The organism is Aeribacillus sp. FSL M8-0235, from assembly GCF_038000355.1.
In the GTDB taxonomy this organism is placed as follows: domain Bacteria; phylum Bacillota; class Bacilli; order Bacillales; family Aeribacillaceae; genus Aeribacillus; species Aeribacillus composti.
In genome coordinates this window covers 2,724,849-2,751,025 of the sequence record NZ_JBBOBW010000001.1, presented here as the reverse complement: position 1 = coordinate 2,751,025, position 26,177 = coordinate 2,724,849, and the positions used below count along the sequence as shown (strand labels likewise).

The 26,177-nt window shown below is 37.5% G+C and carries 41 protein-coding genes and 1 pseudogene; 37 read left to right on the top strand and 5 right to left on the bottom strand.

The genetic code is table 11. From position 1 onward, the window contains the following. Window positions 1-160 precede the first annotated feature (160 nt). Window positions 161-727, top strand: coding sequence for a Maf family protein (locus tag NSQ71_RS13510; protein WP_094246292.1), 567 nt, complete (start codon window positions 161-163; stop codon window positions 725-727). 18 nt (window positions 728-745) lie between these two features. Further along, window positions 746-1,135: pseudogene (locus NSQ71_RS13505) on the top strand (UPF0758 domain-containing protein); the annotation flags it as partial. Window positions 1,136-1,170: 35 nt separating this feature from the next. On the opposite strand, the gene NSQ71_RS13500 reads toward NSQ71_RS13505, so the two are convergent. The 5 genes from NSQ71_RS13500 to NSQ71_RS13480 form a co-directional block, all read right to left on the bottom strand. Then, window positions 1,171-2,565 (bottom strand): recombinase family protein, encoded by a 1,395-nt coding sequence (locus NSQ71_RS13500; protein WP_340734091.1) that lies wholly within the window; start codon window positions 2,563-2,565, stop codon window positions 1,171-1,173. A 69-nt stretch (window positions 2,566-2,634) separates the two neighbouring features. Then, window positions 2,635-4,029 (bottom strand): thermonuclease family protein, encoded by a 1,395-nt coding sequence (locus NSQ71_RS13495; RefSeq protein WP_340734090.1) that lies wholly within the window; start codon window positions 4,027-4,029, stop codon window positions 2,635-2,637. A gap of 118 nt (window positions 4,030-4,147) precedes the next feature. Next, window positions 4,148-5,137 carry a hypothetical protein gene (locus NSQ71_RS13490; protein ID WP_340734089.1) on the bottom strand — a complete coding sequence of 330 codons (990 nt, stop codon included), beginning with the start codon at window positions 5,135-5,137 and terminating at the stop codon, window positions 4,148-4,150. Between the two features lie 73 nt (window positions 5,138-5,210). Beyond that, on the bottom strand, window positions 5,211-5,630 hold the full coding sequence (locus NSQ71_RS13485; protein WP_340734088.1) for an ImmA/IrrE family metallo-endopeptidase: 420 nt from the start codon (window positions 5,628-5,630) through the stop codon (window positions 5,211-5,213). A gap of 11 nt (window positions 5,631-5,641) precedes the next feature. After that, window positions 5,642-6,091, bottom strand: coding sequence for a helix-turn-helix domain-containing protein (locus tag NSQ71_RS13480; protein WP_340734087.1), 450 nt, complete (start codon window positions 6,089-6,091; stop codon window positions 5,642-5,644). A gap of 154 nt (window positions 6,092-6,245) precedes the next feature. On the opposite strand from NSQ71_RS13480, the gene NSQ71_RS13475 reads away from it, so the two are divergent. From NSQ71_RS13475 to NSQ71_RS13305, 35 genes are all read left to right on the top strand, one after another. Beyond that, window positions 6,246-6,470, top strand: coding sequence for a helix-turn-helix transcriptional regulator (locus NSQ71_RS13475; RefSeq protein ID WP_327873626.1), 225 nt, complete (start codon window positions 6,246-6,248; stop codon window positions 6,468-6,470). A gap of 167 nt (window positions 6,471-6,637) precedes the next feature. Continuing rightward, window positions 6,638-7,372: a phage antirepressor N-terminal domain-containing protein gene (locus NSQ71_RS13470; RefSeq protein ID WP_340734086.1), complete on the top strand. Its 735-nt coding sequence runs from the start codon at window positions 6,638-6,640 to the stop codon at window positions 7,370-7,372. Window positions 7,373-7,440: 68 nt separating this feature from the next. Further along, the gene (locus NSQ71_RS13465; protein ID WP_063387854.1) at window positions 7,441-7,962 is read left to right on the top strand and encodes a hypothetical protein; all 522 of its coding nucleotides are present in this window, start codon (window positions 7,441-7,443) and stop codon (window positions 7,960-7,962) included. Then, entirely contained in the window at window positions 7,959-8,192 is a 234-nt protein-coding gene (locus NSQ71_RS13460) for a hypothetical protein (protein WP_340734085.1), read from the top strand. The genes NSQ71_RS13465 and NSQ71_RS13460 overlap by 4 nt, the downstream gene beginning before the upstream one ends. A gap of 252 nt (window positions 8,193-8,444) precedes the next feature. Continuing rightward, window positions 8,445-8,603 (top strand): hypothetical protein, encoded by a 159-nt coding sequence (locus tag NSQ71_RS13455; RefSeq protein ID WP_340734084.1) that lies wholly within the window; start codon window positions 8,445-8,447, stop codon window positions 8,601-8,603. 2 nt (window positions 8,604-8,605) lie between these two features. Further along, the gene (locus tag NSQ71_RS13450; RefSeq protein ID WP_340734083.1) at window positions 8,606-8,806 is read left to right on the top strand and encodes a YqaI family protein; all 201 of its coding nucleotides are present in this window, start codon (window positions 8,606-8,608) and stop codon (window positions 8,804-8,806) included. A gap of 94 nt (window positions 8,807-8,900) precedes the next feature. Next, a complete protein-coding gene (locus NSQ71_RS13445; protein ID WP_340734082.1) occupies window positions 8,901-10,886 on the top strand; it encodes a hypothetical protein in 1,986 nt (661 codons plus the stop codon). Between the two features lies 1 nt (window position 10,887). Beyond that, window positions 10,888-11,787, top strand: a complete 900-nt coding sequence (locus NSQ71_RS13440; protein ID WP_340734081.1) for a recombinase RecT — start codon at window positions 10,888-10,890, stop codon at window positions 11,785-11,787. Continuing rightward, window positions 11,788-12,489, top strand: a complete 702-nt coding sequence (locus tag NSQ71_RS13435) for an MBL fold metallo-hydrolase (protein ID WP_340734079.1) — start codon at window positions 11,788-11,790, stop codon at window positions 12,487-12,489. It abuts the gene before it with no gap. A gap of 19 nt (window positions 12,490-12,508) precedes the next feature. Beyond that, window positions 12,509-13,372, top strand: a complete 864-nt coding sequence (locus NSQ71_RS13430; protein WP_340734078.1) for a DnaD domain-containing protein — start codon at window positions 12,509-12,511, stop codon at window positions 13,370-13,372. A 4-nt stretch (window positions 13,373-13,376) separates the two neighbouring features. Then, complete coding sequence (locus NSQ71_RS13425; RefSeq protein WP_340734077.1) at window positions 13,377-13,583, top strand: hypothetical protein; 207 nt, start codon at window positions 13,377-13,379, stop codon at window positions 13,581-13,583. Window positions 13,584-13,595: 12 nt separating this feature from the next. Further along, window positions 13,596-13,964, top strand: a complete 369-nt coding sequence (locus NSQ71_RS13420) for an IDEAL domain-containing protein (RefSeq protein WP_340734076.1) — start codon at window positions 13,596-13,598, stop codon at window positions 13,962-13,964. Then, entirely contained in the window at window positions 13,915-14,100 is a 186-nt protein-coding gene (locus tag NSQ71_RS13415) for a Fur-regulated basic protein FbpA (protein WP_340734075.1), read from the top strand. The genes NSQ71_RS13420 and NSQ71_RS13415 overlap by 50 nt, the downstream gene beginning before the upstream one ends. Further along, complete coding sequence (locus NSQ71_RS13410; protein WP_340734449.1) at window positions 14,090-14,254, top strand: hypothetical protein; 165 nt, start codon at window positions 14,090-14,092, stop codon at window positions 14,252-14,254. The genes NSQ71_RS13415 and NSQ71_RS13410 overlap by 11 nt, the downstream gene beginning before the upstream one ends. A gap of 100 nt (window positions 14,255-14,354) precedes the next feature. Further along, window positions 14,355-15,017: a dUTP diphosphatase gene (locus NSQ71_RS13405; RefSeq protein ID WP_340734074.1), complete on the top strand. Its 663-nt coding sequence runs from the start codon at window positions 14,355-14,357 to the stop codon at window positions 15,015-15,017. Between the two features lie 9 nt (window positions 15,018-15,026). Next, window positions 15,027-15,452 (top strand): DUF1064 domain-containing protein, encoded by a 426-nt coding sequence (locus NSQ71_RS13400; RefSeq protein ID WP_340734073.1) that lies wholly within the window; start codon window positions 15,027-15,029, stop codon window positions 15,450-15,452. A gap of 181 nt (window positions 15,453-15,633) precedes the next feature. After that, window positions 15,634-15,828, top strand: a complete 195-nt coding sequence (locus NSQ71_RS13395; RefSeq protein ID WP_340734072.1) for a hypothetical protein — start codon at window positions 15,634-15,636, stop codon at window positions 15,826-15,828. A 40-nt stretch (window positions 15,829-15,868) separates the two neighbouring features. Beyond that, window positions 15,869-16,123 carry a hypothetical protein gene (locus NSQ71_RS13390; protein WP_340734071.1) on the top strand — a complete coding sequence of 85 codons (255 nt, stop codon included), beginning with the start codon at window positions 15,869-15,871 and terminating at the stop codon, window positions 16,121-16,123. Continuing rightward, a complete protein-coding gene (locus NSQ71_RS13385) occupies window positions 16,113-16,373 on the top strand; it encodes a hypothetical protein (RefSeq protein WP_340734070.1) in 261 nt (86 codons plus the stop codon). Before NSQ71_RS13390 ends, NSQ71_RS13385 begins: the two co-directional genes overlap by 11 nt. Further along, the gene (locus tag NSQ71_RS13380) at window positions 16,370-16,735 is read left to right on the top strand and encodes a hypothetical protein (RefSeq protein ID WP_340734069.1); all 366 of its coding nucleotides are present in this window, start codon (window positions 16,370-16,372) and stop codon (window positions 16,733-16,735) included. Before NSQ71_RS13385 ends, NSQ71_RS13380 begins: the two co-directional genes overlap by 4 nt. After that, a complete protein-coding gene (locus NSQ71_RS13375) occupies window positions 16,720-16,857 on the top strand; it encodes a hypothetical protein (protein WP_340734068.1) in 138 nt (45 codons plus the stop codon). The genes NSQ71_RS13380 and NSQ71_RS13375 overlap by 16 nt, the downstream gene beginning before the upstream one ends. A 77-nt stretch (window positions 16,858-16,934) precedes the next feature. Then, entirely contained in the window at window positions 16,935-17,120 is a 186-nt protein-coding gene (locus NSQ71_RS13370; protein WP_445684693.1) for a DUF3954 domain-containing protein, read from the top strand. Window positions 17,121-17,124: 4 nt separating this feature from the next. Continuing rightward, window positions 17,125-17,553, top strand: a complete 429-nt coding sequence (locus tag NSQ71_RS13365) for a LexA family protein (RefSeq protein WP_340734067.1) — start codon at window positions 17,125-17,127, stop codon at window positions 17,551-17,553. Continuing rightward, a complete protein-coding gene (locus NSQ71_RS13360) occupies window positions 17,490-18,449 on the top strand; it encodes a hypothetical protein (protein ID WP_340734066.1) in 960 nt (319 codons plus the stop codon). Before NSQ71_RS13365 ends, NSQ71_RS13360 begins: the two co-directional genes overlap by 64 nt. After that, on the top strand, window positions 18,380-18,736 hold the full coding sequence (locus NSQ71_RS13355) for a hypothetical protein (RefSeq protein ID WP_340734065.1): 357 nt from the start codon (window positions 18,380-18,382) through the stop codon (window positions 18,734-18,736). The genes NSQ71_RS13360 and NSQ71_RS13355 overlap by 70 nt, the downstream gene beginning before the upstream one ends. 2 nt (window positions 18,737-18,738) lie before the next feature. After that, window positions 18,739-19,689, top strand: a complete 951-nt coding sequence (locus NSQ71_RS13350; RefSeq protein WP_340734064.1) for a hypothetical protein — start codon at window positions 18,739-18,741, stop codon at window positions 19,687-19,689. Beyond that, window positions 19,686-20,369 (top strand): hypothetical protein, encoded by a 684-nt coding sequence (locus NSQ71_RS13345; RefSeq protein ID WP_340734063.1) that lies wholly within the window; start codon window positions 19,686-19,688, stop codon window positions 20,367-20,369. The genes NSQ71_RS13350 and NSQ71_RS13345 overlap by 4 nt, the downstream gene beginning before the upstream one ends. Continuing rightward, complete coding sequence (cas6, locus tag NSQ71_RS13340) at window positions 20,362-21,021, top strand: CRISPR system precrRNA processing endoribonuclease RAMP protein Cas6 (RefSeq protein ID WP_340734062.1); 660 nt, start codon at window positions 20,362-20,364, stop codon at window positions 21,019-21,021. The genes NSQ71_RS13345 and cas6 overlap by 8 nt, the downstream gene beginning before the upstream one ends. After that, complete coding sequence (locus tag NSQ71_RS13335; protein ID WP_340734061.1) at window positions 21,018-21,689, top strand: hypothetical protein; 672 nt, start codon at window positions 21,018-21,020, stop codon at window positions 21,687-21,689. Before cas6 ends, NSQ71_RS13335 begins: the two co-directional genes overlap by 4 nt. After that, window positions 21,679-22,383: a hypothetical protein gene (locus tag NSQ71_RS13330; protein ID WP_340734060.1), complete on the top strand. Its 705-nt coding sequence runs from the start codon at window positions 21,679-21,681 to the stop codon at window positions 22,381-22,383. Before NSQ71_RS13335 ends, NSQ71_RS13330 begins: the two co-directional genes overlap by 11 nt. Window positions 22,384-22,387: 4 nt before the next feature. Beyond that, complete coding sequence (locus NSQ71_RS13325) at window positions 22,388-23,140, top strand: phosphoadenosine phosphosulfate reductase domain-containing protein (RefSeq protein WP_340734059.1); 753 nt, start codon at window positions 22,388-22,390, stop codon at window positions 23,138-23,140. A 208-nt stretch (window positions 23,141-23,348) separates the two neighbouring features. After that, the gene (locus tag NSQ71_RS13320; RefSeq protein WP_340734058.1) at window positions 23,349-23,783 is read left to right on the top strand and encodes a LuxR C-terminal-related transcriptional regulator; all 435 of its coding nucleotides are present in this window, start codon (window positions 23,349-23,351) and stop codon (window positions 23,781-23,783) included. 122 nt (window positions 23,784-23,905) lie between these two features. Then, window positions 23,906-24,082, top strand: a complete 177-nt coding sequence (locus tag NSQ71_RS13315; protein ID WP_340734057.1) for a hypothetical protein — start codon at window positions 23,906-23,908, stop codon at window positions 24,080-24,082. Between the two features lie 73 nt (window positions 24,083-24,155). Further along, entirely contained in the window at window positions 24,156-24,878 is a 723-nt protein-coding gene (gene terS / locus NSQ71_RS13310; RefSeq protein WP_340734056.1) for a phage terminase small subunit, read from the top strand. Continuing rightward, window positions 24,875-26,170 (top strand): PBSX family phage terminase large subunit, encoded by a 1,296-nt coding sequence (locus NSQ71_RS13305; protein WP_340734055.1) that lies wholly within the window; start codon window positions 24,875-24,877, stop codon window positions 26,168-26,170. The genes terS and NSQ71_RS13305 overlap by 4 nt, the downstream gene beginning before the upstream one ends. Window positions 26,171-26,177: the final 7 nt, after the last annotated feature.

The window sequence follows — 26,177 nt, the reverse complement described above, 5'->3', positions numbered from 1 at the left end:
TTATTTTCACAAGCAGTTTTCCTTAGATAATGTAGTTTTTTCTGTAAATTGAATAAATGTTTTTATTAATGGCGATTAGATAATTCTTTTTTGAAAAATTGTTTGCAAAAGCCTTTTTTGATAACATACGGATAGTATTGGTTGAAAGGATGAAATAAAAATGGAACGCCTCATACTTGCATCAAGCTCTCCGCGAAGAAAAGAACTCCTCAAGCTGTTAGGAATACCATTTGCTGTGATTGAAAGCAATTTGGAAGAGAGGCTGGACGAAGAAGCTGAACCCGAAAAAGCCATTCAAAAACTTGCCTTTCAAAAAGCCTTTCATGTAGCCGAAAGGTATAAAGATGCATATGTCATCGGAGCAGATACGGCGGTGATCCTCGAAAATCGAATACTAGGAAAACCGAAAGACCGCCGTGACGCCTATTACATGTTAAAATCACTTTCTGGGAAAACACATACTGTTTTAACAGCAGTTTCGATTATTCATGGTGAAAAGCATACAACATTTTCTGAATCAACAAAAGTTACTTTTTGGCCGCTTTCAGACGATGAAATCCTGGAATACATTGAGACAAACGAACCGATGGACAAGGCGGGTGCTTATGGAATTCAACATTTCGGCTCATTGCTAGTGAAAAAAATTGATGGCGATTATTTTACAGTTGTCGGTCTTCCTGTTTCAAGACTGTACAGAGAATTAAAAAATTTTGGATTTCACTGGTAACAAACAAGGGGGAAAGATATGCTCGCTATTCGAGATTTTCCAGAAGAAGAAAGACCGAGGGAACGATTGATACACAACGGACCAAAAGGCCTTTCCAACCATGAACTGCTGGCAATTTTATTGAGAACAGGGACAAAGGGAGAATCAGTGCTTGAACTGGCGAATAAGCTTTTAAAAACATTCGGCGGTCTTAGAATGTTAAAAGAGGCGTCAGTTCAGGAAATTATGGGCATACCCGGCATTGGAAAAGCAAAAGCGGTGCAAATTATAGCAGCATTAGAGTTGGGAAAAAGAATTCATCAGCTCGCATACGAAGATCGGTATGTCATTCGTTCTCCGCAAGATGCCTCCAATTATGTCATGGAAGAAATGCGCTTTTTAAAACAAGAGCATTTCGTAGGTATATATTTTACATAAATACAAAAAAGAGTACACAAAGGTACTCAATAAAAGTTTACGTCCAATATTTGAACAGTCCCGTCCTGTTTCTCGAACTGGATGCTTTCCACAAAGGTATTAATAAACTGTCTTTTTTCATCTGGAGATAAATAAGACCAATTCATTCTGAAGTTGTTCACAATATCTTTCAATTTCTCGATGTCAAATTCTTGTTGTGCAGGTTGAATGGCATCGAGTTTTGTTTTGATTTCTTCATACATTTGTTTAGTTTCCTTCATTCGATGTGAAAATTCTTCATCCGAAACTAGATCATTCGCCCAAGCTTTTTGGTATTTCTCACGCTGTCTTTCTATTTTTTTGAGCTGTGCTGTTAGTTGTTCAATTTCTTGCTTTGAATTGTCTTCCACTTCAGGAATATGATCAAATTTAATCGATTCAAAATATTTTAACAGAGCTCGTTCTATTTTCTTTTCACTGACTCCAATTGATTTTCTTTTGTTTAGTGTGCATGCTTGGCAACGATATTGATTGCTTTCTACAATTGTATTATCTCGTTTTCTGTAGTACCTTGTACGTTCACTTGCTAGTCGGTTCCCACACTGCGGGCATATTAATTTCATTTGAAAAACGAAGATGCTATAGGTTTCACGTTTTTTGAAGTTTTGCCTGCTTTCTAGTACCTTTAGAAGATGTTGATACTCCTCTTTAGTGATAATTCCTTCATGAGCCCCTTCAATAATCTCATCTCTCCATCTAACAGCACCATACAGAGCTGGATTTTTAAGAATATCTAATATACTTGCAATATGCCACTTATACCCACGGATTGGGGGTATTCCACTGTTATCCATATAGTCAGCCAATTTCCTGATCGAATATCCCTCTTTGATCTTTTCAATCATATCTAATACAACAATTTTTTCATCTTCGTTTATAACAAGACGGTCATCCGGTCCTTTATCGAACCCAAACGGAGCTTTTGCGCTATATTTACCTTGCCGTGCTTTCTCTATTTGCCCCATTCGTACTCTTTCACCCAAGTTCTCGCGCTCCCACTGTGCCATAGCGGCGACAAGGGTAATGAACATTCTACCCATTGCGGTCGAGGTGTCATACACTTCTGTCGCCGACCGGAATTTACAACCATATTTTTCAAAGACATCTAACAACTTGTATAAATCTAAAACGGACCGGGTAAGTCTATCTAAGCGATACACAAGAACAGTGTCGATCATTCCTTCTTTGATATGTTGGAGCATCAGCTGAAGTTGAGGGCGGTTTATGTCCTTACCTGATATACCTTCATCAATATAGAAACGAAAGTCATTCCAGTCCTGGACTTGGCAGTATGCTTTAAGTTTTTCACGTTGAGCAGAGATAGAATATCCTTCTTTTGCTTGTTCTTCAGTGGATACACGGATATAGATTGCAACTGTCATTCAACTTCCTCCTAAACAGAATATATGTTCGGTTTTAGGTTTATAAGAAAAGCCCAAAAGGGCTTAGAATTATCTTTCGCACGCCCAGCCATCTTTATCTCGATCGTGCTTAGATGCATATGCTGGATGATCAGAAGGTACTCCCTCTGGATATTTTTTACGCAATTCAGTACAGTTTTTAAAGTATTCAGTTCCTCCAGATGATGAAGTTGCTGAAGATCCTGAACTAGAGTTTGAGTTGTTACTGCTATTGGACGATGAACGGCTACTTGATGATGTATTCGAACTAGAGTTGTTTGAAGATTGACTACTGGTTTTTGGATCTAAATCCCCTTTAGTAGTCCCATATTCTCCGTAAGCCCACAGACCAACTTCTTTTTCTCGCGCTTCCCTGGCAAATTTTCTGAAATACTCAGCGTATTTTACGTCTGGTGGATAGGTCGAAGGTTCGGCATATCCGTTGATCACTAAATCAGCATTAAACATCTTCGATCGTATTTCAGATTCGTTCATATCATCATTCGGAATTTGCAGCCAAACGATTCTTAGGAGACGACCATAGCGATCTGTTTCAGATACATCTTTTTGTAAATAGATTTGTTTTCCTTCCAGTTTGGATTTTGTATAGTTGCTTGCTTCTTTTCCGTATGGTTCTGTTCGAGTAGTAGACTCTGGAGTATTTACACCGATTAAGCGAACTTTTCTTCCGTCAGTAAGTTCGAAAGTGTCGCCATCAACAACTCTAGCGACAGTGGCAGCTACTAGACCAAGATTTGCAGCTTTTTCTTTCTGTTTTTTCTCAGCTTCTTGTTTAGCTTTTTGTTCAGCTGCAATTTTTTCTGATGCTTCTTTATTCTTTGGCTCAGGAGCTACCTTTTCAACTTCTTGCTTTTCTTTTTCTTCTTTTTGTGCTTTTTGTTTTTCTTCATCATTATTTACAGATGCAGTAGCTGTCGGTACAGCTTTACTATCATTGTTTTTATTTTCTTCACTATCTTCTTTACTGGTTTCTTGGTTACTAATTGTTTTTTCAGATTTTGCTGTTTCTATTTGAGGCTGAGGTGAGATCGATAAAAAGATAATAGATAATACTAACGAAGCAGCTGTAATACCGGAGTATCTTTTCCACATTACATTTTTCCGGATAAGCATAACTATCGTCGTAATTAAAAAGTACACGAATGAACAAAGTAATAAACTGGCTAAAGTATTGAGTGGTTCCTTAAAAGAGAACCAAAACAGTGCAAGTAAAAATCCATTCACTATAGAAAAAACAGGCCAATACAGAGTAAGGTTATATTTATTTCTATTAATAGCGAAATAGAATCCAGCAATAACAGAAATGATGCCTAAAATCCCTAAAATATTAAGGAATGTCCATTGAATAATTGCTATGACTAAAGATATCAAAATAACGATGCCTAAACAGCCGGCTAAAGTACCACTATCATTTTTCTTTGTCACAAAAGTTCCTCCTTTGGCATGAAATTGACCGAACTAACCCTCAGGTGGGAGATGAATTTCGGAAATTATGTAAAAAAAATCTTTGATGTTTATTGAAATGAAAAGTCCAAAAGGGCAATTATTCATTAAACAATACGTTGTACTGATCAGCAATTGCTGGTAAATCAACATTTTGAATGTCATCAAAATTAATTTTAGATAATGTATCTTTTTCTAAAGATATTTTATAAGCAGTATCTTCTTTAGTATTTCCATAGCTATCAGTTAAAGGTAAGTACCAAAAGAATGTAATGCTGTCTTTTTCAAAATCTAAGTTTATATCATCCAAAATCACTTTTGAAATTCTCAAGGTTGCTTCATTTACTTTCTTTTTAATTGCATTATTGGTAGCGGAAATTGGAGCATTTAAACGTATAAGAATTAGCTTACTTCCATCTTGTTTCCCCATATTGTCGTTCACTTCGACTTCTCGAACGGTGTTTTTCTTTTTACCGTTCCAATCCACTTTTTCACCAATAGTATCTTCAATGGCAAATTGGACAAAATAAGCATAATCTTCATTGGTTGTTTTAATATCATTATCTTTACCATCAGATTTATAGATACCAGTTGATTTTTCTGGATTACTAAAGTTATTTATCCCATCTTCATCAATACCTGTTGTATCTTTACTTGTAATTCCTGATTGCTCTATATAATCAACTTTATTTTCTAAATCAAACTCAATTATTGCGTACGCATCGGAAGAAAGAGAATTCTCTCCATCGTATTTCCATGTAAAATCTTCTCCAACTTCTTTAGGATATCCTAGAACCTTTACAACTTTCTCATAAGAATCTCCTAGTTTTATTTTTTTTAACTGATCAGCAGTAACAGCAGATTTTTCATTTGTTTTTACGTCAAGAATTGGATCTTTTTCACTTACCTTACTAGTTTCATGACTGCTTGTGTCGCGTAAAGATGCGCTTATAAGAAAAAAAATTATTCCTAAAATTACAATAGAAATCAATAATCTTTTCTTGGAGTTGTTTTCAGGTTTTTTGAAAATCAACAACAACAATGACCCAACAATCATCAAAAAACCTAATATGCCTAATATTATTAACATGATATTCCCCCTTTAAAGGCCATAAAGGCTATGAAAATTTAAGAAAATATGAATATATTTTCCTATAAAAATTTTAAAAAAATATATACCTCTCCATCTCCAAAGGAATCCCGTTTTCTCGCAAAATATCATATTTTGTTTCATAATCTTCTAAATTTTTATCATATAAAAGTAACCTAACAGCAAAAAAATTAGCTTGTGTCTCTATTTTATCTTTCGAAATTAATGTGTTTTTACTTAAAAACGGCGTGTTTTCGTTTGGATGTAAAATGGCGTGCCCTAATTCGTGGGCGCATACAAATTTTTTTAAATAGTCTTCTATATCGGAATTAATAGTAATAACTTGATGGCGAACATTTTTCATATAGAACCCCAATGTTTGACCAAGAGGAAAATATCTAATAATGATATTTCTGTTTTTCGCAATTTCAAAAGGATTATTTGTCCGGTGCTTTTTAATCTCTCTATCTAATGTCCGTATAATCCAATTCAAGAAACTCACTCCTAATCTTTACGGTATTTTTTTGGAGTGAATTTTTTCTTAGCAAGTTGTTTTGTAAGTCTTAAGTTACTTTCGATCGCTGCCTTAACCAATTCTTTTGTTTCCTCGTCCATTGGCTCACCGTCAAAGGCTAGAGCTGTACCTGAATCCATGCTATCGAGTATTTTTTCAAGTTGCTTAGCAATGTCTCGTTCGTCTTTTTCTGTTAACCTAGGAAGATTATCTTTATGGTTTGATGGGTTATTAGATCTTGGGTTATCAGATCTTCCAAGTAAATAATCCGTTGATGTTTCGAGCACATCAGCCAGTAGAGCTAACATTTCATTCGAGGGCGTGCTATACCCGTTTTCATAATTACTAATTGTTCCTTTTGTAGTATTCACTTTTTTTGCTAGTTCTTCCTGAGTATACTTTCTAAGTTTTCTCATATGTTTAAGCCTTTGGGATAGCATATCATCACCCTTTTTTAAATGTACAAGTTTATTGTACATGAATTAAATTAAATTTAAACAATAGTACAAAAAAATTGTACTTTTGTATTGACATACAAGTTTCTTGTACATATAATAAAAGTACAAGATATTCATACAACAAGGTGGTGAGACATTGAAAAATACCAATTTAATTAACTCACGTAAATCCAAAGGATTAACACAAGAGCAATTGGCCCATATAGTAGGATGCAAGGGTAGACAAGCCGTTTCTAACTGGGAGAATGGCTATTCAACTCCTCCGTTAGCAATTGCTCTAAAGGTTGCAGAGGTATTAGAAAAAGATGTTGCTTTTTTATTTGGACATAAAGTACAAGAAACTCATACAAATTCAGCCTAACAAGATAAAAAGCCGCAACTATTTTCTTACTTGCGGGGAGGTGATCTGATGAATCAACCCTCAGAAGAAACCAAAAGAAAAATGGTCGAGTTCTTCATGAGAACTTCGGTTCCAAGAATCCTTGCTGATATGAAAAAGCAAGAGCAAAAAGAAAAGGAGGCGTCTTGATGAATCAGTTGCAACCAGTCCAACAAAAACTTGTTGATTTTAATGGTACTGAGATTATGGCTATTCAAACGAATGATAAAAAGATTTTTGCTGGCGTTAAATCAATTTGCCAAGGATTGAAATTAGATCCACGTCGTCAAAAAGAAAAATTACAATCTCACTTAACGCTTTCAAAGGGAGTGGCAACCCTGACACTACCTACGAATGGTGGTATGCAAGAAACATTAGTTATTGATATTGATTTTCTTCCACTTTGGTTGGCTTCTATCAATCCTGCTTTAGTTAGTGAAGAAGTGAGAGAAAACTTACTCGACTTTCAACTTAAAGCAAAAGATGTTCTTGCTTCTGCTTTTATTAAAAAAGAAAATGTAACTCCACTTTCAAAAGATCAAGCTCTTGTTACAGTGCTGCGGACAACAGCTGATTTAGTCGAAAAACAAGATTCAATTATCAAAGAGCAGCATGAAATTAGAAAGTTAGTTTCGCAGATTGATAACAAAGTAGAAGAACAAATCACTTTAGACCACGGTGAACAGCGCCGACTACAAAAAGCAGTTGCTTCTAAAGTTTATGAATTATCGGATGATCCAAAAGAACGATCACGTTTATTCCGTGAAATCTATCGAGAAATAAAAGACCGTTTCGCAGTTGCAAGTTACAAAGACGTGAAACGGAAAGAACTTCAAGCGGCATTGAATTATATCGAAAACTGGATCCCGAAAAAGGTTTCGTGAATTAATATTAACTCTTATTCGTGTATAGAAAAATATACCAATTAATACAAAAGGGGGAATTCATTTGCATGCAAGCGCAATATGTCGGTGAAGCCGTCGGTCGGCTTCTTGAAGATGAAGAAATATCAGGAGTGCAGTTAGCGTGGGATTTGAACATATCTGAGCAATTGGTTTCCCATTACAAAAACAATCGACGAAAGATGCAACCAGACATAGCAGAACATTCAATAAGAAAACTAGATAACCCTTTTTACATCATGGAGATACTACATAAATTCTCGGATCATTGTTCACCACCGGTGTTTCGAGGGAAGTCAGTAGAAGAACATCGATTAGCCTTTGAGGAAGTGACAATAACAGAGGCTTATGAAGCAATCAAAACCCTTGAGGAAGTAAGTCTTGTTAAGTCACCAACACTTGTGACACCGGAAGAAAGGCAACGTATCAAAGATACAATAGGAGAGTTGTTAGATGTTGAAGCCTGGGCAAAGAACTTAGCTGCCATTCTTTGTGCTGAATATCAGATTTCGTGGAAAGAAGCATATAAAAGCAGGATACCAACTTGGAAAGCGAAAGGGTGGATGGAATGAACTCATACGAAAAACGCTACTACAAACAGATGGTAAAAGAAATGGAATGTGTACGTGATCTCCTTATTGAAATTGAAGGAAAAATGATTAATCAAAATTATGATTTAGCGATATCACGCTGTTACGACATGATTCGATCATTAGAGACTATGAAAAAAATTCATACGGAAAAACAATTCTTGGATGCATTGGTATCAGCGGGGTTTAGGGTCTTAGGAGGCATGAAATGATCGAGGTATTAACTGTATGGGGATTGTTATTCATAGCAGGTGCATCAATGATCATTTGGAAAGAAACAGAAAAATAAAAAAAACAGCAAGCAAAAGCTTACTGCCTATCAATTAAACCTAATTTCATTGTATGACAGGGCTTTTGCCCCTGTCAATATGGTCGGGAAGAAAAACCCCCTATTCCGCACATCTCCCACTCCCCACTTCCTGGCCATATTGATGCGGGCAACGCATCAGAAAGGGGTGAATTGAATGGACAAAAACGTGAAACATATTGCGTACTACACAAGAAAGGTTGCAGAACAAGGCGCAATACATCCTGCCAAAAGAGATGGACGATGGTTTCATCGTCACAAAAGACTTTTGAATTACAAGAAAGCCTTACACGCGAGAATTTCAAAGGAGGTCTAAATATGTTAGAACATCCAGCGATCACGAGAACAATGAAATACGGCTATCCTGAGCCGGAACGGAAAGTGAAAACAGACCGTTACGGTACTCCAATTGAGGGAGAAAAGACTTTCATGGATTGGAACCGATTTGAAGAAGTCCACGCTGAAAATCTTACTGAATACTTACATGATGTGTATGGACTGGAAATCGAAGAAATATAAAAAACTCACTTTGGCGAGTGAGTTCAATGTCAAAAAATATTCCGTTTACGGTTATTTTAAATCATTTACCAATGAAAAACAAGGAGGAGTAAAAGTGAAGGAAATAAGGCTGTTAACACTCAACCTTAAAAACTTCAAGGGAATTCGCTCTTTTTCCCTTGAAACCAACGGAGAAAATGTTCGAGTATTCGGAGACAATGCGACTGGAAAAACAACGTTATTCGACGCATTTATTTGGTTGCTTTTTGACAAAGATTCGAATAATCGAAAGGATTTTGCCATCAAAACCTTAGACAAAAATGGGAACGTGCTGCACAACCTAGATCACGAAGTAGAAGGCGTGTTTTTGGTTGATGGGAAGCAGCTTTCATTGAAAAAAGTGTATTCGGAAAAATGGACCAAGAAACGCGGATCCGTACAGGCGGAATTTACCGGGCACACCACTGATTATTTCGTTGACGGAGTACCAGTGAAGAAAAAAGAATACGCCGAGAAAGTTGCATCGATCATTGATGAGGACATTTTCAAGCTTTTAACTAGCCCTTCTTACTTCAATGAGCAATTGAAATGGCAAGACCGACGGAAAATCCTGCTTGAGGTTTGCGGTGACATCACAGATGAAGAGGTCATAGCAAGTGACAAATCACTTGCTGCTCTTCCTTCCATATTACAAGGTCGGACAATCGAAGATCACCGGAAAGTGATCGCGGCTAGACGTGCCGAGATTAACAAGGAACTTGAAAAAATTCCGGTCCGTATCGATGAGATTCAATTAAATATGCCCAAACTGTACGGTCTCGATAAGGCGGCATTGGAAGCAGAAATCTCCCGTTTGAATTCCGATATCGACGAAAAGATGACTTTGATCAGCAACATTCGGAACGGGAATGCTATTTCGCAAAAGCAAAAAGAGATTCAAGAAATAGAAATCGAGCTTCTTCAAATCAAACAACAGCATGAATCTGGTTCAAAAGATGAGTTGTACAAGCTAAAAGCTCGGATTCAAGAGGAAGAATCGAATTTAAACATCTTGCAGCAAAAAATCGAAAACATCAGCTATCAACGAAAATACAACGATGAAAATATCCAATCAATCGAAAAACGATTAGAAGAATTGCGTCAAGAGTGGCACCAAATCAACTCAGAGGAATTCAAACATGAAGTAGACTGCACTTGTCCAACATGCGGACAAGCTCTTCCAGAAGAACAAGTGTCAGCTGCACGAGAAAAAGCACTTGCTCAATTTAACCTTGCGAAATCTAAAAAGCTTGAAGAAATCCAAACAAAAGGTAAGCAAGGCAAGGAACAAAAAGAACAGTTTGTTGCTGAAAACGATAAGCTTACAAAAGAGTATGAAAAGTTTTCAAACCAAATCAAAGAAAAGCAAGACCTTTTAAGCAAGCTGAACAATCAATTACAAATCGTTGAAAGCACTATTGTTGATGTTACAGAAAACGCTCAATATGTAGCAAAACTTCAAGAAAAGCAACGTCTCCAAAAAGAAATTGACGAATTGAGACTTGCTGCAAATGAATCCATTCAATCTATTGAAGCGGAGATCGTTGAATTGAAATCGAAACGCAGTCAATTGGAAAGCGACTTGGCAAAGTTTTCTATCGTTGAACAAGCAGAAAAACGCATTAAAGAACTTGAAGATCAGGAGCGTGAACTTGCTGCTGAATTTGAAAAGTTAGAACACGAGCTTTTTCTTACAGAAGAATTTATTCGGTGCAAAGTCAACATGCTCGAGGAAAAAATCAATTCGAAGTTCAAATATGCACGTTTCAAATTGTTCGAGCAACAAATCAACGGAGGTCTGCAAGAAGTTTGCGAAACGCTTTATGAAGGAGTTCCATACGGTTCAGGGCTTAACAATGCAGCAAAAATCAATGTCGGACTTGACATAATAAACACCTTGTCAGAGTTCTATGGTTTCAAGGCCTCTATATTCGTCGACAACGCAGAAGCTGTCACTAAGTTAATCGATGTAGATTCTCAAGTTATTAGCTTGATTGTTTCTGAAAAAGATAAGCAATTACGTGTAGAGCTACCTGAAAAACAAATGAAGGAGGCTATCTAATATGAGTAACAATCAATTGGCATTAGTAAAAAAGGATGTTGTGGATGTTGTAGCAACGAAGGTTAGAGAGTTCCAGGAACGTGGAGAAATCCACTTTCCTGCGAACTATAGTCCAGAAAATGCAATGAAAAGTGCATGGTTGATTTTACAAAGTACGGTTGACAGAAATAAACGTCCTGCACTTGAAGTTTGCACAAAGGACAGCATCGCAAATGCCCTTCTCGATATGGTTGTTCAGGGTCTTAATCCAGCGAAAAAACAAGGATACTTCATAGTTTACGGAAATCAATTGGTCTTTCAGCGTTCTTATTTCGGAACTATGGCTGTTACAAAGCGAGTAACCGGAGCGAAAGAAATCAATGCGAATGTCATATACGAAGGTGACGAAGTAGATTACGAAATAATCAACGGTCGAATTACAAATCTTTCTCATAAACAAAAGTTCGGAAATATCAATAAAGATAAAATCATTGGGGCATATGCAACAATTGTTCTTCCTGATGGGGATGTGTATTACGAATTAATGACTATCGATGAGATCCGTAAAGCGTGGAGCAAATCCCAAATGTGGGGAAAAGAACAAACAGTCGAGAAAAAAGGTAGCACTCATGATGAATTCAGGCAGGAAATGGCTAAGAAAACCGTTATTAACCGTGCTTGTAAGAAATTCATGAACTCGAGCGATGACAGCAGCCTTATTATTCATCATTTCAACAGGCAGGACGAAATCATCGAGGAGGCCCAAGTGCAAGCAGAAATTGAAGAAAATGCCAACCAAGAAATCATTGACATTGAGTATGAAGAAGTGGCCGAAGAAACACAGCACGAAGAACAATTAGATCAAACAGAGACTGTCCAACAAGAAATGCCACTAACAGGCACAGAAGGACCAGGATTTTAAATGATCGAGATAAACACACTTGCTACTGGGAGCAAAGGAAACGCTTATCATGTCACAGATGGGCATACTTCCTTGCTCCTAGAAGCAGGGATACCATTCAAAGACATTAGACGAAAGTTAAACTTTCAAACATCAAATATTGCGGCTTGCTTAATCAGTCATGAACACAAAGATCACTGCAAGGGTTTAAATGATGTCTTAAAGGCGGGAATCGATTGCTATATGTCTGCTGGAACAGCAGAAGCGATCGGCATTAAACATCACCGCATTAAAACCGTACAAGCCAAAAAACAATTCAAATTAGGCACATGGACAATACTTCCTTTTGACGTTCAGCATGATGTGTCGGAACCTTATGGGTTCTTATTGATGAATAAGCAGGGAGAAAAACTGCTTTTTGCAACGGATACCTATTACATCCGATACAAGTTCCCAGGACTGACACACATTATGGTGGAGTGCAATTACTCTATCAAGATCTTAAATGAAAACATTGCAGCCGGCAGAGTGCCGCGAGTAATGAAAAAAAGATTATTACGGTCCCATTTTAGCCTGGAAAACGTGAAGGATTTTCTTCGTTCTAATGATCTGAAGAAAGTACAGGAAATATGGCTGCTGCATTTAAGCGACAACAACAGCGACGAAGAATTTTTCAAACGAGAAATACAAGAATTGGCGGGGAAAATGGTCGTCGTGCCTTAAGGAAGGGGTGAAGAGCATCATGAACTATATCAAAGAGCTTAACGCATTCTATGATTGGCTCGAACTAAATGAACTGTCACCATCAGCAATTAATTTATGGTATGCATTAATGCACATAAATAATAAGGCTGGATGGACAGAAACATTTACGGTGGCCGAATCGGTGTTATGCGTTAAGACAGGATTAACAGATCGCACCCTTCGAAAAGTTAGGAACGAGTTGAAGCAAAAAGGAAGAATTGATTTTATTTCCAGAAAAGGGAAAGCGCCTATTTACAAAATTATCCCTTTTAACAGTTCGGAACAAAGTACGGAAAATAATTCCGAACATAACAAAAGGTCGGAAATAAATTCCGCAGTTCGTTCCGAGGTTAGTTCCGGAGTTAGTTCCGCACCTAGTTCCGAGGTTAGTTCCGCATTAATTAAACATAAACAAAACGAAACAAAACAAAAAAATAAAGAAGATGAAGAAGACGCGCACACGAAGAACCCATTTCGTTTTTTTGAACAAAACGGATTTGGAACAATCAGTCCGTACATTGCTGAAAAAATCTCCATGTGGATCGATGATTTGTCGGAAGAACTTGTCTTAGAAGCTATGAAAATAGCTGTTGAAAATGGAGCTCGTTCTTGGAATTACGTTGAAACCATTCTTAGAGACTGGGCAAGCAAAAAGTTAACAACAGTGGAACAAGTTCAAGCTGAACGGCTAGCTTATCAGCAAAGTAAAGCAAAATATCCTAAGAAACCAATACGGCAAGAGATAGTACCGGAATGGGTACATGATACACAAACTACAGTTGATGAAGCTCAAAATATTGCAGACTTTGAGGAAGAAAAAAGAAAACTACTTGAACGAATTCGAAAGTATAAGAGTGGTTGATACTATGCAAGGAATTTATATAGCTTGTGAAAACCTCAATTTTGTTTGGGATTCGAAAGAAGTGCAGGAATTTGACCGGCTTTGGAAAGAGCTGAAAAAGGATGGAAAAACATCGTTTGAGATCATACAAGAACTTGCTGAACATTTTGAGCGTGATCCAGACGAAGTGGCGATATTAGCCATTTGCCGAGCCAGACGAGGGCGAATTTAGGAGGTGGATGTTGTGGGTTTTGTAACGAGGTTAAAAGTAGGAGACTGGGTGAAAGTTAAAAGCGGAGGGAAATACATTTTCGGATATATTGCTTATATTTCTAAGAATCAAAAGGAAGCTCAAATTCGAAAAGTTTACTCTATCCGCAAAGGCAAAAGATTTTATTACAACCCTAAAAATAACTTAGGGACATTCGAAACATATAGGCTCATAAAGCTTGAACAAAAGCTTTATCAAGAAGATTTACAGATATTGATCGACATTGCGATTGATACAAAGGATCGAGAATGGTTCTTAGAGTTAACAAAGAGAATGGAGGGTATTAAACGAAATGGCAGTTCCAAAAGAAGTGGTCGAAAAGCGAAAGAAGTTTCTAATTGATTGGCTGATCAATCACGAAATTTACGAGGCGGAAGATGGCAGGCAATTGTACGAATTGTCGCTTGGAGAACTTGAACACATGTATATAGCAGAGAGAATCAAGATCGGAAGGGAGATGTCAAAGATTGATGATTGAAACCATTTCTTTTAGTCAAGAGTTGAAACGGCAAATTATCATCCAACAGCTTAAAGATTTTGGGATTCATCAATATCAAAATCAATCAATCTATGACCTTGATTATTATACATTGCTTCATCTTTTAGCTAAAGAAAAGGCGGTGCAATCGTGAAAGAATATACTCTGACTTATGCTGTGTTTTCGATACTTTCCGCATCTGTAGGATTTATCTTGGGATTTTTGATCGGAATGCTATTTTAGGGGGCGGGAATATGAATCTACAAAAACTCTTTGAACTCCAACGCCAGCTTGACGCTCACATCGAAAAAGAGCATCCGCGACAAGACGGTGAAGATCGGCTGGCAAAGAAAATCCTTGCGTTGATGGTAGAACTTGGTGAGTTGGCGAATGAGGCTAGATTCTTCAAATATTGGAGCCATGACCAAGCGCCGAGAACAAAAATTGAATATATATGCCCGACTTGTAACGGAACTGGCGATGAAAATTATGATAGTTATATTGACGATCTCGAAGGTGGTTACACGCACGAAGTCATTAATTGTGAGGATTGCGGGGGAACGGGGACTTTAGGCTACAAAAACCCACTCCTTGAAGAATTCGCAGACGCGCTTCACTTCATCTTGTCGATTGGGTTGGAGTTAGAAATAACGGCCATTGAAATTGATAGTGACTACACACATGAAGATCCGTCAGCTACATTTGTTGAATTATTCGGTGACACTTGGGAACTGTTTAATTTTCGTGAAATTCATGATAAACAAAGTAAGTTTATTCAGATCAGCATATATGAGCGCATGTTTAATCGATTCGTCGGAATAGGAGAGAAACATCTCGGCTTCACATGGGAACAGATCGAGGCGGCATACATGGAAAAGAATACCGAGAATCATAGAAGGCAAGATTCAAACTATTGAGGTGATCTAATGACAATAACAAAATATCGTTCCAAAAAAGTAGAAGTGAATGGACACGTTTTTGATTCAAAGATCGAAGCAAAATATTATGAGCAATTGAAATGGTTACAGAATAACAAGCAAATATTGTTTTTTCGATTACAGCCAAGGTATTTGCTCCAAGAAGCATTTGAAAAAGATGGAAAGTCTTATAGAAAAATAGAGTATATCGCGGATTTTGAAGTGCATCATCTGGATGGAAGTATTGAAGTAGTTGATGTGAAAGGGATTGAAACCGAAGCTTTCAAGATTAAGAGAAAGTTATTTGAGAAAAAATATCCCCACAAACTCAGCTTGATTACATATGTCAAAAAATACGGTGGTTGGATTGAATTGGATGAATTGAAAAAGCGAAGAAGAGAAGCAAAAAAGGAGCGAATGAAATGCAAGTCATGATCATTGACGATCGTCCTAAATGGGTTATCGAGGAAGACAAGCTGATGGCGTGCATGACACGCTGTCGCTTGTTCCGGAAATGTAGTAGCAGGATGGGGAATGATTGCAAGCATTTAGGAGGAACGGAAATACCGAAGATTCGGGGTTGATTCAAACTGTGAAATAAGAAAGGGTGAATTTTATGCCAAAATACAAAGTTTATGGTGTTGTAACAGGAACGAAATATATTGGAGAATTTGAAGCAAATAACAAAGAAGAAGCTGAACAAATGGCTTGGGATTCTGAAAATGGCGATGTTTCTATTTGTTGGCATTGTTCAAAAGAAATTGACGAACCGCAAATTGAAAAAATGATTGTAGAAAAAGAAGAAGATTAATGCACATTACGAAAATAATCCGAACAATGAAGGTGATCCAATGGGTAAATCACTGCGGAAAATCAAACGGGAGAGGGAGAAAATTTCTTCTCCCTTTCAAAAGGAAGTAATGGCTGCGTGGAATCGGGGATTTGCAGCAGGTGCCAAGCAGCAAATGAAACAAGACACAGAAATCATGATGGAATGGCTAGGGCGGTTAGAGGAGATCGAGGGGATCGGTCCGAAAATGGCATGGAGAATCAGGGAGCATTATTTGGAGTTTATGAGGGAAAAGAGGGAACGGAATGAACGATAAGGAACGTTTGGAAGAAATTAAACAAAAATATCAATGGGCAATAAAACGTTCATTGGCTAATAGAATTGATGATTCTGATATCGAGTGGCTTATCCAACAAGCTGAACGAGTACAGGAGTTAGAAAAAGAAAACAGACGATATAGAAAGGTAATAAACAATATTATTGAAAAAGCAATGCTGTTTGGAGTAGATGAACAGGTATTTGAAGCTATAAAAGAAGCTAACAGAGTATTGGAGGGAGAGGAATGAACAATAAAAATTTTTTAGAAGATTTAAGAAAGCTAGTTATCGATACTGATAGCGGAAAAGAACGACATTATCAGGCAACATTTGTTTATCTTTATAAAAATCTTGATGCTTTAGATTGGCTTATTGAACAAGCAGAGAAAGTTGAACTTCTTAACGCAGAAAAGGATTTATTACAAGCTAAATGGGAAGCGCAAGGACTAATGATTCAAAAATTACACAATCAGGCAGAAAAGGTTGAACGGTATGAGAAAGCGATAAAAGAATGCATCGAACGGATGGATGAAGGCGGATCTGGAACGAGAAGTTTTGTATATGAGAAATTGAAAGAAGTGATGGGGGGAACGGAATGCATGGGAAAGTAAAAGTCTATAAACTTTCTCAAGATGAGCTAGAGCGTATTCGTACAGGCTGGAAATGCGATCTTTCCAATCGACCGAAAAGGATTGGCGTTGTGGATTGGAAGTGGAGAAACGGAAGAAAGTAGCAAATTAAAATAAAAAGCCAGGATCTCTCCCGGCAAAACTTGTGGGCTAACTTTATTATAGCACGGGAGGGATTCCGGTGGTGAATATAAACATAGAAAAAATGACGGCTGAAATAGATTTGAGAAGCAATGCTATGTACATTGTCAAAGACGGACAATTAAAGAAAATAGACGCTCCCCCGAGTGGCTTTGGTGAATATACAACCATCTGGAAAGACGGGAAGGTTTTGGATGTTATAAAGAGTGAGAGGGTGAGGATATGATGTCATGAAGGCTATCCGTAGTCTAACGAAATTGAATGAACTAACAGAAGTTAGAATTGGTAATTGTATATTTTCAAAAAATGATATCGAAAAAATGTATATTGACCAAGGTTTGAGTATACAAGAATTGGCTAAAAGATTGGAGACTAGCGTATGGAAAGCGAATCAGATTCTTGAAAAATTCGGTATACCAAAGAATTGGAATCAGAATCTTACTCCTAGAAGATTACGGGTACTCAGATACATTATATGGCATCAAAAGAAATATCGAAAATCACCAACTCTTTCAGAAATTTCGAGAAAACTTGATATTCCAGTTAGTTGTGTCCATTTCCACATGAAAAACCTAAAAAGGCTAGGATACCTAGAATGGGATGGAAAAAAGAGGGAAATTCACTTGAAAGAGAGGAGCAAAGAATGCCGACGCATTTAATATATCAGGCTTGGAAGAAAACAGGTCGATTGATTCAGAACACGAAGGACAGTAAAGGAAACGATATCCAGAAAGAAATCAAACTAGTTGACCCTATGACACATAAGGATATGGAAGAATTCGATGGATATTGCTACTTGTGCGGTGAACCAACAACGCACGGGATGAAGTTGAAAAAAGTGTTTTCAAACGTATTCACGGACTGGAATATAGGCAAATACCGAACATCTACTCATGTGTGTCCAGCTTGTTGCTTTACGATTCTTACAAGTCCAGAACGACATGCATTACGTACGTTCTCAAATGTGGCCAACAAAGATAATCTCTATTTGCCGAATCGGGTAGAGATGAGGGAGTTTCTTCTTCATCCTCCCGAACCGCCTTTTGTTATTAATTTAGCTGTTTCTCAAAAAAAACACATTGCTTTTAAAGGGGAGGTGAACTATTCGAGGGACATATTTACGGTGATGTATGAAGAAATGCCTGTACTGATCGATAGAAAAGAGTTTACAAGGTTATTAGAACTTGTCGAACACTTCCTATATGGATTTACGAAAACTGAGATTACAACAGGTGATTACAATCAAAAAAGAATTTTGGATTTTGGTATAGAAGAATGGGAAGCGTTTGAAGAACGAGTGAAAAAATATCGAGGATCACCATTGTTGGATGTTGTCATGTTTGTTGCTCAAAAAATAGAAAGTGAGGAGAAATTACAATGCTATATGGCTTCAGAACTAAAAATGAACACGCTGCAGCAGCAGCACTCATCGTCTATGCCGTCTACCGCAGCCGGAACAGAAAAAGAGGACCAAGTGGGGTCGACATGTGGGGACAAATTGAACGATTCACAAAAGTTAGTGCAAAACGAGCAACTACAATTGGAGCTTTTTTAGAAACTTTCAAACGCAAAATGGCTTGTGAATCAATCAATCCGAAATGGTGCGATAGTGGAAGTCAAGTAATGTCAGCTATTGAAGATGAGTTAGGGAACATCATCATTAGTGGTGAAAGAGGACGACAATTTCTAACCGAAATCATTGAAAGTGGAAAAGATCAAGAAATCCTCCATCAACTCTATAAAGAAACTGCACGTGTGATTATGCTTGTTCGAGATCGTTTAGAACGCGAAAAGCCAATTGAATCCAAATTAGAAGAAATCATAGAAAGCGAGGAAAATTAATTATGAAACACTATCGAATTGAAACGATTTACACATTGTTACAACCACTTAGCCATATTGGAGAAAGCGAATCAACTCAATCATTTTTGAATACGACAACTGTAGTGAATGACGGAAAACCGGAAGAAGTATTCGTATATACAGGAAATGCCTTGCGTGGCATGCTCCGAGATTGCGGAGCTCGATATTTGCTCAACAAATTAGAAATTCAAGTACCACTTAAAGCTTTCCATCTTCTTTTTAGTGGCGGGAGTATTGGTGGGGCACAATCGTTAGACATTGATCAAGCGAAAATTATTAGAAAAGCATTACCGTTTGTCTCCTTATTTGGAGGTGGTGTTGGAAATCAGATCCTAGATGGGAAACTGAAGCAGACATTTGCATATCCGATTTGCAGAGAAACTAACGGTATTCTTCCTTCATATGTAGAAAAGTCCGACTATAGTTGGAGACATTTCACAAATGTGATTGAATTTTCTCGGAAAGATGATGAAAAAAATGTCAATATCGCTGATCAGTTTCTATTGAACAATGAGGAAACACTCCTCTTAGAAGGAGATTCCAAGAAAAAGAAAAAAGATGAGCCTGCAACTCAAATGCGGTATGGTGTGGAATATCTGGCGGCCGGCACGAAACTCTGGCACCGTTGGGATATTATTTGCAATGAACTAGAACTAGGCGCTTTTGTATCAGCAATACACGAATGGCAAAAGCAGCCATACCTTGGGGGCATGAGCGGAAAGGGTTTCGGATTAGTTAAGGCTGATATGGATTTGATTACAGAAGATGATCGGGAACCATTTGCAAGCATTGGACAAGAATTTATCCAATTAGGAAATACAGCAAAACAAGCGAAAGACACGTATGACGCACACTTAAAAGAAATGTACGATACCTATTTAATTGACAAGAAGGAGGAATTCACCAAACTTTTGGCAGGTGAAGTAAAATGAAAAACTTGAAAATCACTGCCCGTCTTTTAGACGGGCGTGTGAACTCAAGCGACGGATTATTTAATTTTGATAGCATATTGGCATATGCATGGATGTTGGAAAATCATCCGGACGAACTATTAAACAATAGTTTAAAATTGGACAATTTAATCGAGCCCAAATTACCACTGGCAAGAGATGAAAACGGGCGTTGGAAGACATCTGTTGGATTTTATGTCCAATACGCCGAAACCGTTGAGTATTGGCATAAGAAAATCAATGATTTCGATGCGGGCATTTATGTCGATTTTCAAGGGAAACGCGGGAAAATCGACTCCCAAAAAGGCGAATTTAAAGCTTACCGGATGCCGCAATTGATCCGGATTATAAGCGACATCGAATTCTATTGTGTCGGTGATTCGGACGGAATTCACAGCCTTTTGAGATTTGTAACGAACATCGGAAAAAAGGGATCGCAAGGTTACGGATATGTGAAAGAATGGATTATTGAAGAGGTGAAAGATGACTATACCGATATTGGCCCATATGGAATCATGAGAACAAAACCATTTACAGGAGAATTGCCGGATGATGGGCAAACCTACCAGATCCGGAAAATGCGACTGAAGCCGCCGTACCATTTGCATACCGACAGAGTTCCGTGCATCATTCCAAACGTCAGGAGGGAAAAACTTGCTTAAAGTTAGATTACCTATTCAATTCCAAGATGGAAAAGAAATGTATGATGCTGTTTTGGCCATTATTCATAAAAAGTCACCTGTTTTATCAAGAATGATCCATGATAATTTTAACTATAATCCTTTCAGCCTTGAATTGCCTGACATTGTAAATGTGATAGGTTTAGAATTAGAACCCATTTTTAAAAAATTGGATGGGATTGAAATCATTAATGAAAAGCCTCATATCGAACTGTTAAATGCGAAATATAGCAACGTTTCTGTATTATTGCAGTTTCATAATACAACATTCCGATATCAAGGATTTGATATTCCTATGCCGTTACCAGAAAAAATATTATTGAGTTTAAAAGAAAGGTGGAATCAGCTGTATCCGGAAAAGATTGATATTCCTATTCCGTTTCCTGGAGAAAAAAAGGTGAAGAATCACACAATAGTGAAATTCGCCAATATCCATACAAATAGACATCGTATAGGGGATTATCATCCTTTTACTTGCTTTTATGGAAAAGTGGGATTAAAGGCTTTTGGAAGCGAAGAATATATTCATCAATTTAACGTACTCATGCGGTTTGCAGAGTGGGCAGGAGTTGGTCACAAGCGACCGATGGGCATGGGTGTAGTGAAAATATTGGCGGATGGTGAGGAAGAATGAACGAAAGCAGAAGAGAATTTCTTGAACAGGGATTGAATGAGCTTCCGAAAGAGTTTGTCGAAAACTACATAGTAGTAGATGGGAAAAACGGGGAAACTCTTGCGGCATATGATGAGGCGGAAGTGTGGAAGCGAGTGCTCAATTATCGGCTGGCGCATTTCCTTCATCCTTACCGGATTGTAGAAACACACGGTGGACTAGGTGTTTCTACTGCGCTATATCGAATGGCTTGTGACGCAGAAATTATTTCGTGCTCCCATTTCCAATCTGATTTATTAGATGTAGATAAAGCTGATTTTATTGATATTGACCCGTTTGGTCAACCATACGAAGCATTAAAACTTGTATTGGACAAAATCGACTATGATCGACCGACTGTATTGCTTGTTTCAAACGGCGAGATGATGTCTGTTGTGAGGCGTTTAAAGAATACACAATATTTGAAAACGGAGTATTACGGGAAAACATCGCATAGGTGGGTTGAAGAACAGTACATTCCGTTTTTAGAAGAGAAAACGAAACTAAAAACTCAATTTTATTATATTTTTCCTTCAACGGTGCGGGTTGTCTTGTCAAACATGGATATACCTAAATCGGTTTTTAGTGGATGTAAAAAATATATGTGGTGGATTGAAAAATATGCAGTGGTGAAGACGAATGAACAATAAAAAAGTATATGTGTTCCCACATTGTAGAAACAAAGAACATGAGATCAGAAAGATAGAAGGAATCAGCCGGTTATTCGCTTTTCCAATTGAGCCACATTTTGAAAACAATGGAATCATTGTAATATTAGACAGCGGTGCTTTTGGTTTAAGTATGAAAAAGCGAAAGATGACGTTGAAATATATGGAAGAACTGAATGAATACTACGTAAAATATAAAAACAACGATCATGTTATATGCGTTGCTCCAGATGAATTCCTAAATCCATCTCAAACTATGTATAACTTTCGAAAGTGGATGTCAAAAGGATTCTTTCCGAATGTGGCAGCCGTGTTGCAATGTGAACGAAAACATGAAGTCAACATCGAACAATTAAAATGGCAAGCGGAGTTTTATCGTGAATACACTGACACTATTTTCTTTTCTAATAACGGATTACGTGGACAATATGCCCAACATATAGGAATAGAAGAACTTTTTCGATATATGAAAGAAGAATTGAATGTAAAATGGATACATGTGTTAGGAGCTGGATGGAGTATCGAAGATATAGAAGATTGGTGTGGTATCCGATATTTTGATTCTTTGGATAGTATTGCTTACTACCGTTCATCAAAAGGTGAATTCAGTTCGACAGATCCGGTTCAAAATATATATGACATACTCAATTTACCATGTATAACACTTCAGAGGTGAGAAAATGAAAGAGAGCGAAAAAGAAAAATATGAACTTTATTCTCATCTGACGGTTTATCGGCAACGATTGACCGGAGCGATCGAGTCAATCAAAAAAGCTTTTTCATTAACATCTGATTGGGTGGTTTGCTATTCTGGTGGCAAAGATTCCACCGCGCTCTTGGACCTATGCGTCAAGTATGGAAATGTAAAAGACATGCTTTTTGGAAAATATCGTGAAACACCGAAAGAAAATATTGAAATGGCCGAAAACATGGCAAAGAAATATGATTTACGGCTGCATATTATTGAACTGCCTGGGGCATTTGATGTTTATGAAAAAGTTGGACATTTTTTTACTGAACCCAAATCGGAAGAAGAGAGAAAATGGACGAATTGGATGCTTAAAGAATACAAAAAAGTGATGATTGAATATATAGACGGCAGATGGAAGGGGGAGTTTTTAGGGTTGAGAATGAAAGAATCTAAAGCCCGAATGTTTGCCCTATCAAAGAAAAAAGATTTATATCGAACGAAAGATAGAAGTGTTTGGACATGTACTCCTTTATATCGTTTGGATGGAAACGACATATGGGCATATATCATTGAAAACAACCTTCCGTATTTGAAAATCTACGACAACCCCATGCAAGATCGTGAACGCACTAGGAGCGAACCGACGTTTTTGGCCTCGGAAGCAATATGGAGACATGGACACGGTGAATTCATCAAAAAATATTATCCAGATATTTGGCTTCAAATTAAGCAGATGATGTAATGTCCTTACGGAAGAACCGAGGGCACTGATCACGCATTAGCGGGATTGGTGTCCTTTTTTGTTTGTCAGAAAGGCGATGGAACAATGAAAATTCGAGTTATTGATGACCATTGTAAAAATTGCTTGTGGCTACTGAAAGGGAATTTATGTCCGTTTGTCCGGTGCGTTAAGCGTTATGGGTTTACTCATGATCAAGGAGATGATAGGGATGAATAAAAACGAAATTTCCAAAATATTGCGCGACTACCATTGGATGATCAATGAAATTAAAAGGCAGCGAAAGATATTAGAAGATATGAACGGAAATCTTACTGCTCAATATGGCATTGAATCGACATTGCCAAAACCTAAAGGTCAAAATGGTGATCCGATTATTCGGGAAGTCTTGAGACGAGAAAAGAAATCAAAATGGATTGAGAAACTTGAAAGAAAAGTTATGTTTATACAGGAGCGAATGGACTTAATAATTGACGAAAGGGAAAAAGCAGTATTGGAATGCCTTCTTGATGGTATGAGTATTAAAGCAATATCAAAACATATGGGATTATCGGAGCGTCATATTTTCAGAATTAAAAACAGCATAGTAGACAAAATGTCAGAGATGTCAGGAATGTCAGGGATGTCAGAGAAATTGTGTGGGTGAAATCTTATCGTTAGAATATGAGGTAGGAACGGGGCGGAGTGCTAAGCCATAGCACTTAGATTAAAAAATGCAGGAAAATGTCTCCTTTTGTCGAATTTAGTAGGCGAAGGGAGAGGATATGAATGAGTTATCAAGGGCAATTGGAAAAAGTTATTGAAAGAATGAGCGACGAAGAAATGAGACAAATTTTATATGATATTTGTTTAATAATCAACAGAGGGAACGAAGAGGAAAAAGCAAATATGTTAAAGGACATTATCGAAATTGTGAGTGAAAAAATTCTAAAACGTATTTATTAAAGCATCCTAATAATCGGGTGCTTTTTCTTTTGCAAAACAAACATAATTACGGAGGTGGCAGGTGATGTAGCAAGTGTCTGACAAACATATTCAAGCTGAAAAAGATTATGTCAAAGGCATGAAATATAAAGACATTGCTGAAAAATATGGCGTGTCTTTAAATACGGTTAAGTCATGGAAAAAGCGTTACGGTTGGACGCGTGAAAAGGGTGCACACAAAGAAAAAGGTGTGCACACAAAAAATAAAAGGGGCGCACCTATCGGAAATATAAATGCAAAGGGAAATAAAGGCGGCGCGGCTCCAAAAGGCAACCAAAACGCAGTCAAACACGGCTTCTTCTCCAAATACATTCCAGCGGAAACTCTTGAGATCATGGGAATGTTAGAAGAGAAATCGCCTGCTGATCTGATATATGACCAGATCAGAATTCAGTATGCTGCAATCATCCGGGCACAACAGATTATGTTCGTTGAAGATAAGCATGAAATCATTAAAGAACTGAAAAAAATCAAACCAGGTGAATTTGGTGATGAGCAAGAGTGGGAATTCCAATTCGCTTGGGATCGTCATGCAACTTTCATGAATGCTCAATCTAGGGCAATGAGCGAGTTAAGAAGCTTGATCAAGCAGTTCAATGAATTGGCACATGAAGATGACGAAAGACGCCTAAAACTTGAACAAATGCGCTTAGACATTGAAAAGACAAAAGCCGAAGTAGACAAAATCTCTTCTGGATCCGACGACAAGCCGATTGAAATCCTCATCAAGCGGAAGAGTAAAGGTGATGGATCATGATTGAAAAAGAAGTGAACCCTCACTTTGAAGACTTTCTGTTTGATTGGTCCACGAAATTTCAGTTTCTTGTCGGCGGTTATGGTTCGTCTAAAAGCTATCACATTGCTTTAAAACTAATCTTAAAACTATTAAGCGAAAAACGAACAGCATTAGTCGTTCGTGAAGTTTATGAAACGATTCGGGAATCGTGTTTCTCGTTACTTGAAGAGATAATTACCGACTTAGGCTTAGAAAATCAAATCAAATGTATAGTATCTCCGATGCAGATTCGTTTTCCAAATGGAAGCAAAATCATCTTTAAAGGGATGGATAAGCCATCCAAATTAAAGTCAATAAACAACATCTCAATAATTTGGCTTGAAGAGTGTTCAGAGATTAAATACGCTGGTTTTAAAGAGTTGTTAGGACGTTTGAGACATCCAACATTGAAACTTCATATGATCCTATCAACAAATCCAGTGAGCAAAGACAACTGGACTTATAAACACTTTTTCAAGGATGAACAAAATAACCGTTTAATTCTGGATGATGAAGAACTTTATGAAAAACGGACAATTATAACAAACGACACCTATTATCATCACTCAACAGCTGATGATAATTTATTTTTGCCTGAAAGCTACATTGAACAGTTAGACGAATTAAAAGATTATGACCCAGACCTTTACCGAATTGCTCGGAAAGGTCATTTTGGCGTGAATGGCGTTAAAGTATTGCCGCAGTTCGAAGTGGCTCCACATGATGAGGTCATGGAAGCTATTAGACGTTTACCTAATCCAATTAAACGGGTTGGGATGGACTTTGGATTCGAAACTTCTTACAACGCTATTATCCGTATGGTAGTTGATCCGAACAAACAATATCTATACATTTATTGGGAATATTACAAAAACAAAATGACTGACGATCAGACGGCGGAGGAGATTAAAGAATTTAAAGAAACTGGTGAATTAATCAGAGCTGATTCAGCAGAGCCCAAAACTATCCAGTTCTACAAACAGAACGGATTCAACATGAGAGCGGCTAAAAAGTTTCAAGGCTCACGGTTGCAGTACACAAGAAAGGTCAAACGTTTCAAGAAAATCATTTGCTCTGATCAATGCAAGAATACAATCCGCGAGTTGAAGAATTTAACTTACAAGAAAGATAAGAACGATGAAATTATTCCGGATGAATTTAACATAGACCCACATACACTTAGTGCTATTTGGTATGGCCTAGATGATTATGAGGTATCAGACCTTAAAGCGCCATTAGAACGATATAGGAAGATGTTAAGCCGACGCAGATAGGTGGTGA